The sequence below is a fragment of the Arthrobacter livingstonensis genome (assembly GCF_003219815.1).
GTDB classification, from domain to species: Bacteria; Actinomycetota; Actinomycetes; order Actinomycetales; family Micrococcaceae; genus Specibacter; species Specibacter livingstonensis.
This window is the reverse complement of the sequence record NZ_QJVD01000055.1, coordinates 1-11,758: the sequence shown is the minus strand read 5'-3', so window position 1 is coordinate 11,758 and position 11,758 is coordinate 1. Positions and strand designations below refer to the sequence as shown.

Here is an 11,758-nt window from a genome sequence, read left to right as displayed (position 1 = left end):
GCTAAGACCCACAGCGCCGATGGTACTGCATTCGACAGGATGTGGGAGAGTAGGACACCGCCGGACAACACCAAAAAGGGTAGAGGCCCCAACACACACCGTGTTGGGGCCTCCCCACATTTAAACCCCCCCACACCCCCACCCCCACCACCACCACAGCACCAGGCCAGGCACCCGCGGGCCCCGCACCAGGCCAGGCACCAGCGGGCCCCGCAGAGCCAGGCTTCGGGGAGCTCCAGGCGCCTTCCCGCCATCACCGGCCCAGGCGCCCGTCCGCCGCTACCGCAACCACAGGACCAACCGCCCCGCTATCGCAGGATGATGTCCGTGGCCGTGGCGGGGGAGCGTCCCGAGGAGACAAAGCCGGAGATGTTTGCCTGCGGGTGTTTGATGATGTCCGTGACCGAGCCCAGATGCCGGGAGAGGTCCACCTTGTCCTCCGGCGCCGCCAGCAGCAGCTGGAAGCCGAATTCCTGCAGCGCGTTAATTCCTGCCCCTGCGTATTCGGAGTTGGCCTGAATGAAGGCTTCGTCGATCATGACCGTACCGTAAGTGCTGTATCCCTGGGTGTCGATGCCCAGCTGGTAGGCCAGGGCGGCGCCCATGATGAATGAAGTGAACCGCTGCCCCTCGCCGCCGGAGAGCGTCCCTGGTTCCAGGCCCAACTCCACTTCACCGTTGGGGCGGTGTTCGTTGCAGCTGATGGTTACGTGTTGGCGGACGTCCAGGACCGTGTCTGCCCAGGACTGCATGGAGGAGTCGCTTAGCGCGTCCACCAGCCGTTCAAGCTGCTGGTAGCTGGTGGCCATCTTTTCCTCGGTGGCCTTGGTGTAGGCGTTCCCGAGGGCCTCCTTCAGCTCGGCACGGAAAGCGCGGGCCTCGTCGGGGATGCTCGTGGCCACTTCCAGCCTGAGCCGGCTGCCCTTTTCAAAGGGAACTTCCGCCAGGATCTGGTTCAGTGGCAGAATCCTTTCCCCAATGGCTCGCCGTTCCTCCTCCAGCAGTTGCAGCAGGTCGGAGAATCGTTCGTAGGACCGGTTGTTGAAATATTCGCGGAACTCCTCCTGGCGCTGCGGCAGGCCGTCGGAAATGATCCGCTCGTAGAGTTCTTCATATTGTTCGGCGGCGTCGGCGCCGGTGCCGTAACTGGCGCTCATGCTTGGCCCAAACTCTCGGGCAAAGGCCTTGAAGGTTTCTCCGAGGGCCGCATCGCTGCGGAAGATTCGTTCCTTGACGGCGGCGGCGCGCTCGCCCAGGTCCAGGGCCGCCCTGCTGAACGGTTGTTCCAGTTCCTCCAGGGTTGCGGGCCCGCCATCGGCGACGTAGGGGGCGAACTCCTCCACCGCCCAGGCCGACGGCGGTTCCGCCCCGGCCTGCGCCTTGGTGGATTCCGCGGATGCCTCGACGGTGCGCAGTTCCCCCTCCAGCACTGAAAGGTTGTTGTTGAGCACGGCCAGGCGCCCGACGGCAGCCTCCAGCTCCGCCTTGGCCTCACCCAGCTCGGCCCTGATGCTGGCCAGGGTGGTGCTGCTGTCGATGGCCGCCTGCAAGGTCTGCCGCAGCTTCCCCAGCTGTGCGGCCAGGCCAGCCGAATCCAACTGTTCAAACGGCCGACGGTCGTTGGCCACCCGCTTGAGTGCCGCGAGCCGGCCTGTCAGCTGGTCCTTTGCCTTGCTGCGCTGGTCAGCCAGCGCAGCAGCGCTCTTACACGCGGCCGCCAGGTCGTCCGCACGGGCTTCCAACTGGGCGATCTTGTCGACGTTGTTGAAACCGAGGAGGTAGTCGGCTGGATTGACCGGGCGGGTGTCACGTTCAAAGGTGGCAGCGTTGGCCTTTAGCGTGCCTGCCAGGGACAAAGCGCGGTCGTGTTCGTGAAGCTCTGCGTCGCTGTCCACGCAACGGAAGCCAAAGTCGCGGGTCACCTTTGCGCGGAGCCAGTTTCCGGCGGCGGAATTCTGGAATTCCAGCTTGGTGGCGAGGTGGTCCTCGCCGGCCTCTGCGGCACGTACCGCGGCGGCCATGTTGATCCAGCGGAGCCTGCCGTGGCCTTCCAGCGCGTTGATGGCGCTCGTGACGGCTTTGATGTCCTGGCCGCGGACCAGCAGTGTGGTGGCCAGGGAGCGGAGAACCTTTTCCGCGGCCGGGCGCCATGCGCTGTGTTCTCCGCCAATGTCCACCAGTTCGCCGGCAAACGGCACCTCCGAGGGGTCCAGCCCGGTCTCGGCGCAGATGGCGCGCCGCGTAGCCGCGCTGCGGCCATCGATGTTGCTGTCGCGGCGCTGGTACGAGGAGATCTCCGCGCGGAGCTTCTTTTCCTCCGCCTTGGCGTTGATGCTTGCTGCCACGGCCTCGTATTCGAGGTTGCGGGCGGATTCGGTTTCCGACTGTTGAAGCTCGACGCCGGCCGCCGCGCCTTGGCGTGCGGTCTCCAGGCCCGCTGGGGTCCAGTCAACGTCGAGGCCTGCCTTCTCCAGGTCGTCGCGAACGGAGGATTCCAGGCGCAGGCGCTCCTCGAGTTCCCGGGTGGCTGTCCGGATGTCCTTCTCCAGGCCTTCGATGGCGCGCCCGCCATGGCTGGCGTGCTGTTCGTCCAGGGCAGCCACGGAATCGACCAGGGCGTCCTTGGCACATGCCGCGGCATCGATCTCAGCACGTGTTTGGGCATGCCCTTCCCGCAGGGCCACGGCCTTGGCAGCCAGCAGCTCGGCCTGGAACTGGCGCCTCAACAGGGGCAGCTGGACGTTTTTTAGCTCAACTGTACGCGTATGGGATTCCCTGAATTCACGCAGTTTTCTGTGCAGTTCGGGCACCGGGGCCAGGGCATCGCGCTGGCCCCGGGCGTCCTCCAGCTGGCGGTATATGCCACGCAGGTGGCTGAAGTCGTCCACGGCGGCCTTGGCCGCAGCCAGGGTGGCCGGCTTGTCCAACACCTCGTAGCGGAAGAACCTGTTCACACCCTTGTCCAGGCCCTTGCCGTTCTGCAGGGTGCGCAGCAGGCTGAATGCCTTGTCATTGTCAATCCCGAGCTTGCGGCGGAAACGCTCGGCGAACGTTTTGTGCACGTCAAAGGCCTCGGAGCCGGGCAGCGCAGTGTGCAGGGACGACGGTGAGAAGCGGCGGCTGCCATGGTTCTCCAGCGCCTCCGTGTCGAGGGGCCGGTCATGGATCACGTAGTGCTTGCCCACCTGGCCTTCGAGACCGTTGGCGGGCAGGTCAAAGAGGGCGGCGATGGTGACGTGGCGGCCCAGGCCGTCCTCGAAGACCAGGGCGGTGGCTGACCATGTGGCGCTGGGGCGCTGGTACACGATGCCGTCCGCGGTCTTGATCTTGCGGCCGCGCATGTAGCTGAAGGTGGTGCGGCGGTCCTTGCGGTTGGAGGCCTCGTGGGCCGATTCGTTCAGCCGAGGGGCCGCATAGAAAATGTGTTGGATGCCGTCAAACAAGGTGGACTTGCCAACACCCGGGTGGCCCGTGAGCAGGGTGCCGGCGCGGTCCACGTACATGGCGTGGCGGCCGTGGAAGGTGCCCCAGTTGATGATTTGGATCTCGCTGAGCCGGTACTGGCCGGGGTTGATTTCCGTACCGATGGGCAAGGTGGTGGCAATGCTCATTCGGCACTCTCCTCGGCAGTATCGTCCTGGACAGGGGCTTCCCCGCCGTCGGGGGCGTTGTCCAGGGCCTCCAGGTAGGCGGGGATCTGGTCTATGGAATCAAACGGAAGGGCCAGGGCCAGGGCATTGCTGACGCGGTATTCGCCAGGCACTTCCGTGGGAACGAGGAGTTTCAACGCCAGCAGCCTGGCCAGCGACGCGTCCGTTTGTTCGTCCAGGCGCTTGTCATCCACGGCTCCGGGCTGGCGGTGCTCGGCCAGGATTTCCCGTGCGCCGCTGCGGGTCACGGTGACGTCGGTCCCGGTTCCCGCGTGCCGGTCCAGCAGCATGCGCAGGCGCAGGGCCAGCAGCGTCTCCTCACGGCGCAGCGGCTTGCGCGCCACGATGGGCTGCGTGTGGACGGCGTCGATTTCCGCCGGGGCAAGCAGGGCGATCTTGCGCTCGGGATCCACCGTCAACAGCAGGAAGACTTCGCTCAGGTACTGCTGCAGCGACGCCCGGTGGGTCAGGATGGTGTTCCACAGCTGTGCGTCGGCGGTGCCGTCAATGTACGGTCCGCGCAGCAGGCGCACCAGCGCCTGGCGCAGTTCAAGGGGGAACGAACCGGTGTCTCCGGCAAACAGGGACCGCTCGGAACGGTACGCCTCGGTGCCCCTGGAAGCCAGTGGCGGGGTCCCGGCGTCGTACATTTCCGGGGGAGTCACGGAATGGGGGGTCATGGTGCGGTGTCCTTTGTGAACGTGACCAGCGGCAGGCGTGCGGTGCGTGCGGTGCCGTCGATTTGGGTGAAGCGGAGTGTCTGGGTGCGGGCCGGGTCCACGGCCTGGTCGGTGGCGCGGGCTGCGAGAACCAGGCCGCGGATGGTGTTGATGTGGTGCAGCCCGGCCGGCAGTTCGGCGTAGACGTCGGCGAGGGTGGCCGTGCCGTTGCGCGTACTGCGGGCAAGTGCGACGGCGGCGTGCAGGGCCGGCATGTCCGGCTGCGGTGTGGAGGGGGTGCGGTGGATGTCGGCGTCGCTCAGGGCCGGCGGGGCTGCCAGCGGGGGCGGCGGGACGTGGTCTTCGGGGTTGAAGATACCCAGGCCGGAGAGCGTTTCAAGCCTGGGCGCGTACAGCAGCGGTTCCACCACGGGGGTCCGCGGGCCCAGTGCGGCCTTCGCGACTGCCTGTTCGGCGGTGTGGATGGCCTTGCGCAGGTGGACCGATTCCTTGAACTCGTCGGACATGACGTAGCTGTGCAGGCTCTCGGACAGGCGGCCGTAAATGGCGTGGACGTCCGCGGCCTGGCGGCGCATTTCGCGGACCAGTGTGGCGAGGGTGCTGCGCTCTTCCGCCGTGAGCTGGTCCGTGAAGCCGCGTTCGAGCACTTCGTTGACGGACTGGCGGAATCGCGCCTGCTGGGTTGGGTCGTTGAGGAATTCGGTGAAGCCCTGGAACGTTTCGCCCTCGGCGGTGTCGCGCAGTGCCTTGTCGCCTTCGAGGACCTGGCCCACCGCAACGCCCTTGGTGACGGAGGATTCCATGATTTCCTGGCGGATGGTGTGCAGCATCAGTTCCACGCCGTCGCGCATGCGCTTGAAGTCGGCGGGAAGGCTGGAGGCCAGGTCCAGGACGCTGCGGGTGGCTGCGACCGCTGAAGTGTCGGAAAGGACGGCCGGGTTTTGGCCATTCCGCAGCGCCTCAATTTCGCCCTGGCGCTCGGCGATTTCCGCTTCCAGCACGGCAATGCGGTGGTCGGGATTGGGATCCGTCTGGAAGGACAGTGTTTCGATGCTGGTCAGCAGGGCGCTTAGCCGGGAGCGGTTCAGGTTGGTCCGGTCCACCGTGAACGAATCAAGGAATGTCAGCACCCGTGAGGTGGCCGCCGTCGGCTCGTAGACAAAGCGGCCATCCACCATGGGGCGGCCCAGGAACTGGCTGCGCACCCAGGAATCGGCGTAGTTGGAGGCCTGCCAGGACTCGTTCAAGCTCAGGTTCTCGCTGCGCAGTTCCTTCATGAACGCGGCCAGGTCGGCGTGGAATTCCTCCAGGGGGACGCGCTGCCTGGCGGCCGTGAATTCGGCCCGCAGGAAGGCAACCGTCCAGGGTGCCGCCTGCATCAGCCGCCACGCCGGGCTGAGCCGCAGCTGCGTTTGGGCATGCCAGTGCGCAACGGCGTTTTCAGTGGAGCGCATGGAGTGCCTTCGAAAGTCGGGAAGCGGTGTTTCATTTTATCGCGTGGAACGGCTGCCGGATTCATGCCGCGCACGTGTCACGCGGTCCAGCTCCGTCACCGCGGTGGTCCGCTGGGCCGGGTCGGGCCTGGGCCAGGACACACCGCCGCTGACCGGCCAGGTTTCACCGGGCTCAGACGCCGCGGTTGCACAGGCCGATAAACGCACCGAGCTCGGCCATGCCGGCCGGCTTGGACGGCATGAAGTTGGTCAGTCCCGGGGAGCGGATGATCACCGCCCGCCACTGGCCGCGGGAGACCGCGACGTTGATGCGGTTCCGGTTCAGCAGAAACTCCATGCCCCGTGGGGCCCCGGTGGGATCGGCGCACGCCATGGTCACCAGCACGACGGGCGCCTCCTGGCCCTGGAACTTGTCCACGGTGCCCACCCTGACCCCCGACAGGCCGGCCGCATCCAGCGTGCCCCGCACCAGGTGGACCTGGGCGTTGTAGGCCGCGACCACCAGGATGTCCTCCTGCACCAGCGGGCGCGGTGGCTCGCCTGCGCCGGGCGTCCATGCCAGCCCGAGGTGCACCTTCGCCTGGGCCACCACTTCCGCGGCCTCCTCGGGCGAGGACTGCTTGTTCTCCCGGCCGGAATCCGGGGACTGCGACACCAGCACCGTCTCCACGCCTGCCGGCTTGCCCAACAGGCGGCGTTCGGAGGCCGCCGGCGCGGATTTCAGCCTGCCCTGATAGCTCAAATGCGACACGGCGGCACACAAGTCGGGATGCATGCGCCAGGAGTCGGTCAGGAAATAGCCCTTCTCCGGCGACAAGGTGGATTCGCCCCCGGACAGCCATCCGAGCGCGGATTCATCAACAGGAACCGGGTGCGCGCCCTGCGTGACCTGCGGCAATTGCTGCGGATCGCCCAGCAGCAGCAGCCGCGAGGAGGCCTGCGCGACGGCCAGCGTGTTGGCCAGGGAGTACTGCCCAGCCTCGTCAATGACGAGCAAGTCCAGCGACCCGGCCGGGACATTGGCGCCGGTCATGGTCCAGGCGGTGCCGCCAATCAAGGCCCCTCCCGGCCCGTTTAGCAGCTTGCCGAACTGTTTATCGTCCGTGGTGTCCCAGGCCACGGCATGCGGCTCGGCCAGCTTTTTCCCCACCCGCCCCGGGTCCACACCGGCTTTTTCAATGGCGGCCCGGAGCATGTTTTCCACCACCGCGTGGGACTGCCCCACAACGCCAACCTTCCAGCCCCGCGCCACGAGGTTCGCGATCACGTGCGAGCCCACATGCGTCTTTCCGGTGCCGGGAGGTCCCTGGACCGCCAAGTACGAGTGGTCCAGTTTCAGCACGGCTGCGGTGATGGCGCCAATGTAGTCCACCTGCCGCGGCCCGTGGCCATCGGAAGTTTCGACGGCGGACGGGAGGGGGCCGCCGTCGTCCAGCCTGGGGAGGGCCTTGCGCAGGATCTCGACGCCGGGCTGCCTGGGCAGGACCGGGAGCTTGCCGCCCACCGTGTTGGCCAGGACTGCCAGCGCCTCGCGGATGCTCTTGGTGGCCACCGGCTGGTTGGGGGTCATGGCAAGGGGGAATTGGTCGTGGGCCGGCATCTTCTTCGTGGACTTTTCCGCCACCACCAGTGCGGTCAGCTCCGGCGTGGCAGGATCGGAGTCCTCTTCCACGATGGTGAAATTAAAGTCACCCCCGCGCCCCAGCCTGCTGGCCGATTCTCCATCAAAACCGTCCGGAAGCGGCATCCCGTACATGCCAAACCACCGTGTTCCGGGCCGGAAATCGGATCCCTCACTGGCTGTTCCGGTTAGCCGGAGGGTGCGGACCTCATTGGAACGGGGCGTTGGTTTCGCCCAGTCGTCCACCAGTTCGGCGGAGTGGACCCGGAAGGTGTTGCGTTCCTCCGGCCAGTCGTCCACCGCGGTGTCCAGGCGGTCAAAGTGGCCCCACCAAAACTGCTTGTCCTCGCGCCGGTGGTAGCTGGCGGCCGCGGCCACCATGGCGATGGCGTTCTCGTCATTCGTGAAGACATGGCCCTTTTCCTGGGCCAGCCCGTTCAGATAGTCCTGCAGCAGCACCTCTTCAGGCGTTGGCTCATACGCGCTTTCCACCGTTGGGAATGCGTCCAGCTTGCCACTGCCCTCGGTCCAGCCACCCGTTTCAACGGCGGCACCAATGTCAAACAGCCAGTCGCGCAGGCGCAGCGTGGACAGGCAGTCGTATTCGTTGTAGTCGCTAATCGACGCCAAAATCCGTCCGGCCTCGGCGGCCTTTTTCGTGTCCCCGGCGAGTCCGGCGTCGCGCGCGGTGCAATAGTCCGCATAGGCGACCACCGAGGCGCCGGCGTCCTTCACCTCCCCGGTGCGCAGGTTCCCGCCCATGTACAGGGGTTCCAGCCTTTTGATGGAGTATGACGCCTCGGAAATCCGCACCGACTGGCGCACAGTGTCCAGCAGGTCCACGAGCAGGCCGGAGCGCAGCCAGTGGTCCACGGTGTCCTCGCCGACGCCGTGGAGCACGGACAAATTGCGCAACGCCGACTTTTCATACGGCGCGTAATGGTAGACGTGCATGTCGGGGTGGTCCCTGCGCCGCGCTTCCACATAGGCCAGAAAGTCCACAAACGCGACGCGTTCCCCCTCCCGGGAATGTGCCCAAAACGGCCTGAACACCTCCTTGCTGGCGGCCGGGCGGTCCGGGACAGTGGCCTCGATGGCCCCGAACAGGTACTCGAGGCCCCACTTCTCCGTCACCGGGTCCTGCCACAGGGGGTCGCCCTCAAAGTCAAAGAAGATGTCACCGACGCTGGGTTTCGGCAGGCGGCTGACGCTGTCCCTGAGGACCTTGAAGCTGACCGTGTGGGCGGCTCCGTCCGTGACGAAGTCCCGCGTGCCGTCCACATTTTCCATGCCGAGCTGCATCCGGGCCTGGTCGCGCAGCCTCACCAACGGGCCGGTGGCTTCGGCTGCGGGCAGCCCCGCCAGCGCCTCAATGGTCCAGACGCCCTGCGCCATCAGCCTGCGCCGAAGCGAACCGGCCATGCCGTTCACCAGCAGCAGGTCCCGGTGTTCGGTGACCTGCTCGGTGCAGTAGTCGCACCGGCCGCAGTAGGTGATGCCGGCCTGGAGCCATTGGACGGCGGACGGCTGGGCGCGGTGGGCTGCCGTCAGCGCCAGGAAGTTGTTGCGCCGTTCGCGGAACACCGGCAGCAGGTCCGCCATGGGGTGGTCGCTGCGGCTGCGGTCGCCCAACACCAACGTGGTCACCGGCGAGACCGGAATGCCGTACTGTTCGAGCTGGTCGCCGTATGCGGCCAGCTGCAGCAGCGCGCTGACCCGCGCATGGCGCGCCAGCTTGGTGTCCCACACCGCGTAGGAGCCGTCCTCCTGCCGGACCAGGAAGTCCGCAAAGCCGACCAGTGAGCCGTCAAAGAATGTTGCCTGAAAAACGACGTCGGCCCCTCCCCTCAGCGCCGCCAGCGTTTCTTCGCGCTTGGCCACCAGCCCCATCCAGGAGGGTGGCGCGGCCCTGCCGTCCGGGCCGACAGCTCGATCCACAACCTTGGCACCGCGGCCCGATGCCGGATCCCACACCCCATACTCGGCAATGAGCTCCTGCAGGACCTTGTGCTCGTACGCGTCACCCAGTTCGGCGGCCCTGCGCAGCATGGGATCCTCCGGGAAGCCCGGCCGGGCCGCCCGGCCCAGCTTCTCGTCCAGGATCCGCAGCGTCCGATATTCGCATTCACTGGCCACCACCAGGTCGGAGGCCGAAAATACCAAGGGGGCAGCGCCGTCGTCCGGGGCAGAGCCGGCCGGGAAAGACGTGGGGGAGTCAAGCAGGAACATGGCGGCGCCTTCCAGCGGATCTCAATTGCAGTCCCTTGAATCTAGCAAGGGGGCCGACAAAGTGCGCGGGCCCTCCCGGCCGGCGCCGATCCGTGGGAGCATATGGCCAACAGGGGAGGCAATTTATGACGCACGGCAGCTCAGGTGCCGGGCAGGTCCGGCTGACGGCCGTTGTCCACGGCACGGTCCAGGGTGTCGGCTTCCGCTACCTTACGGCCCGCAAGGCCCGGGAATTGTCGCTGGCCGGCAGGGCCGTCAACAGGGCCGACGGCACCGTGGAGGTGGTCGCCGAAGGTCCGGACAGCACGGTCCGGCAGTTGCTCGACTGGCTGGAATCGGACGAGGCGCCGGGCCGGGTGTCCGCTGTGGACGCGGCTTTTGGTCCCGCTGCAGGGGGGCTGGGTGGCTTCCACTCGGGGTAGCGTGGGGGCAGCAGGGGAATTCGGCAGGATCAATGATTACTGACAGGCTCAACCACCGGGGGCACCATGCACACGTTCCGCCACACCACGGCCCTTCCCTTCCCGCGGGCCGAGGTCTTCACGTGGTTTACCCGGCCCGGCGCCCTGGTGAGGCTCACGCCGTCGTTCCTTGGGTCGGTTCTTGCCGAGCCGGGTGACGGGATCAATCCGGGGTCGACGGCGACGCTTGGCGTGGGCGCCCCGGGCGGGCTTGGCCTGTGGCTCGGGGCCGCATCGGGCACGGTGCAGGGTTTGCTGCCGGCGGGCCTGCGCAGCCTCAACGCGGTGCGGCCCCAACTGCGCTGGGAGGCCCTGCACACGGAGCTGGTGCCGGGGGAGTCGTTTACCGACGTGATGACCAGCGGGCCGCTGACCAGCTGGACGCACAGGCACAATTTTACCGAGGGTCCGGTTCCGGAAAGCACCGTCATGACAGACACGGTGAACTATGAGCTGCCGTCCGTGGCCGCCGGCGCGAGGGCTGTTCGGCGCTTTGAAGCGGAGCTGGAGCGGATGTTCGCCTTCCGTGCCCGGCAGCTTTCCGACGAGCTGGCGTTCCACCGGCACCATGCTGGCAGTCCGCTGACACTGGCCGTGACAGGTGCCTCGGGACTGATCGGCTCGCAGCTTTGCGCGCTCCTCTCCGGCGGCGGGCACACGGTGGTGAAGCTGGTCCGCCGGACCCCGCGCGGTGCCGGGGAGATCTTCTGGGACCCGTCGACGGGGACCCTGGACGCCCAGCAACTGGCCGGGTGCGACGCCGTCGTGCACCTGGCGGGGCACACCATCGGCGGACGCTTCACCGCGAAGACGAAGGACGCCATCTACCGCAGCCGCATCCAGGGGACGACACTGTTGAGTGAAAAGCTGGCACTTCTGGCGTCCGACGGCGTCGCGCGCACCCTGGTGTGCGGGTCCGCCATTGGCTACTACGGGGCCTCGCCCCACGATCCGGCCCGGCACCACGGCCAGGCGTCAAGCCGCGCCATGGTGGAGTCCGACCCTGCCGGGACAGACTTTTTGGCACAGGTGTGCGCTGACTGGGAGGCGGCCTGTCGGCCGGCCGCGGACGCCGGGGTGCGCGTGGTGAACGTACGAACGGGTCTGGTGCAGTCGGCGGCAGGCGGGGTCCTGCAGCGGCTGCTCCCCTTGTACCTTGCAGGCGTGGGCGGCCCGCTGGGGAAGGACCAGTGGCAAAGCTGGATCGGCATTGACGACATTGCTGGGATCTTTGCCCACGCCGTGCTGTCCGGATCCATGGAGGGTCCCGTCAATGCAGTGGCCCCGCACCCTGTTACCGCAGAGCAGTACGCCCACATCCTGGGCGGAGTGCTGCACCGGCCGGCCGTCGTCAAGGTGCCGTCGGTTGGCCCGCGGCTGTTGTTGGGCCGGGAGGGTGCCACAGAATTGGCGCTCGCCGACCAGAGGGCGTCTTCCGCGAAGGTTGTGGCGGACGGCTACCAGTTCCGGCACGAGTCCCTGGATGCGGCATTGCGGCACATTTTGGGGGCCTGAGGCTCCGTTGTCCGGCGGGTCTGGGGGTCCGTCAAGCCTGATCCGCAGTGGGCGGTCGCGCCGGGACAGCACCTGCCGGGACTGGAACGGTCAGCATCGTCAGGGGCGTTGGCGGCGGGTGGGACCGGGAAGTGGCGGCGCCGTGGAG

Annotated in this window: 6 protein-coding genes; 2 read left to right on the top strand and 4 right to left on the bottom strand. The window is 67.1% G+C overall.

The genetic code is table 11. The features are described from left to right. Positions 1-308: 308 nt before the first annotated feature. From CVV68_RS22165 to CVV68_RS22150, 4 genes are all read right to left on the bottom strand, one after another. A complete protein-coding gene (locus CVV68_RS22165) occupies positions 309-3,611 on the bottom strand; it encodes an ATP-binding protein (RefSeq protein WP_110503154.1) in 3,303 nt (1,100 codons plus the stop codon). Next, the gene (locus tag CVV68_RS22160) at positions 3,608-4,330 is read right to left on the bottom strand and encodes a DUF4194 domain-containing protein (RefSeq protein WP_245933736.1); all 723 of its coding nucleotides are present in this window, start codon (positions 4,328-4,330) and stop codon (positions 3,608-3,610) included. The genes CVV68_RS22165 and CVV68_RS22160 overlap by 4 nt, the downstream gene beginning before the upstream one ends. Continuing rightward, on the bottom strand, positions 4,327-5,784 hold the full coding sequence (locus CVV68_RS22155) for a DUF3375 domain-containing protein (protein WP_110503153.1): 1,458 nt from the start codon (positions 5,782-5,784) through the stop codon (positions 4,327-4,329). The genes CVV68_RS22160 and CVV68_RS22155 overlap by 4 nt, the downstream gene beginning before the upstream one ends. A 172-nt stretch (positions 5,785-5,956) precedes the next feature. Further along, on the bottom strand, positions 5,957-9,634 hold the full coding sequence (locus CVV68_RS22150; protein ID WP_110503152.1) for a TM0106 family RecB-like putative nuclease: 3,678 nt from the start codon (positions 9,632-9,634) through the stop codon (positions 5,957-5,959). A 125-nt stretch (positions 9,635-9,759) separates the two neighbouring features. On the opposite strand from CVV68_RS22150, the gene CVV68_RS22145 reads away from it, so the two are divergent. Both CVV68_RS22145 and CVV68_RS22140 read left to right on the top strand, forming a co-directional pair. Next, the gene (locus tag CVV68_RS22145) at positions 9,760-10,056 is read left to right on the top strand and encodes an acylphosphatase (RefSeq protein WP_110503151.1); all 297 of its coding nucleotides are present in this window, start codon (positions 9,760-9,762) and stop codon (positions 10,054-10,056) included. Positions 10,057-10,122: 66 nt separating this feature from the next. Beyond that, the gene (locus CVV68_RS22140) at positions 10,123-11,610 is read left to right on the top strand and encodes a TIGR01777 family oxidoreductase (protein ID WP_110503150.1); all 1,488 of its coding nucleotides are present in this window, start codon (positions 10,123-10,125) and stop codon (positions 11,608-11,610) included. Positions 11,611-11,758: the final 148 nt, after the last annotated feature.

Coding starts and splice junctions, on each gene's coding strand:
- CVV68_RS22165 (WP_110503154.1), bottom strand. CDS start 3,611: ATGAGCATTGCCACCACCTTGCCCATCGGTACGGAAATCAACCCCGGC.
- CVV68_RS22160 (WP_245933736.1), bottom strand. CDS start 4,330: ATGACCCCCCATTCCGTGACTCCCCCGGAAATGTACGACGCCGGGACC.
- CVV68_RS22155 (WP_110503153.1), bottom strand. CDS start 5,784: ATGCGCTCCACTGAAAACGCCGTTGCGCACTGGCATGCCCAAACGCAG.
- CVV68_RS22150 (WP_110503152.1), bottom strand. CDS start 9,634: ATGTTCCTGCTTGACTCCCCCACGTCTTTCCCGGCCGGCTCTGCCCCG.
- CVV68_RS22145 (WP_110503151.1), top strand. CDS start 9,760: ATGACGCACGGCAGCTCAGGTGCCGGGCAGGTCCGGCTGACGGCCGTT.
- CVV68_RS22140 (WP_110503150.1), top strand. CDS start 10,123: ATGCACACGTTCCGCCACACCACGGCCCTTCCCTTCCCGCGGGCCGAG.